Raw genomic sequence first — 459 nt, 5'->3', positions numbered from 1 at the left:
ACTTAATGGCATCCTTTAATGCCTCATTGTTTTTAATAATAGCATTGCCCTGAGAATCATAACCAGAAACCAGCATAGGAAATGTTTGTGCTAATTGTTGTGTTACTTGTAGATATTCTTGTTCTTTTTCAGGTGATAAAGAACCTGCTTCCTTAGCTTTTTGAAGGTCTTGATATTGACTTATTAGTTTGTCAGTTTCATCTTTATTCGTTGTAATTGCTTCAATACTTGTAGACTTTGATTGCTCAAAATCCTCTTTAGCTTGTTTTAGTTTTGAATAAGATGATATAAGTTTTTCAATTACTACCCCAAGACCAACCATTGCAGCCATTGGAAGAAAACTGCCCGCTAAGAATGCTCCAGTAGTCATTGCTACTTTTTTAAGCCCGGCTAGAGACGTACTAAACGCAGTTACAATTCTATTCCAAATAACTGTTTTGGCAGACGCAGTAGTTACAC

1 pseudogene is annotated in these 459 nt (G+C 35.5%); it reads right to left on the bottom strand.

Annotated elements, in window-relative coordinates:
* Nucleotides 1-459 (bottom strand): annotated as a pseudogene (locus AC1M36_RS28495) (phage tail tape measure protein); the annotation flags it as partial.

The organism is Bacillus sp. Medicinal_06, from assembly GCF_056711665.1.
Note: the sequence above shows the minus strand (reverse complement) of the source record. Positions and strands in the feature narration are given on the sequence as shown.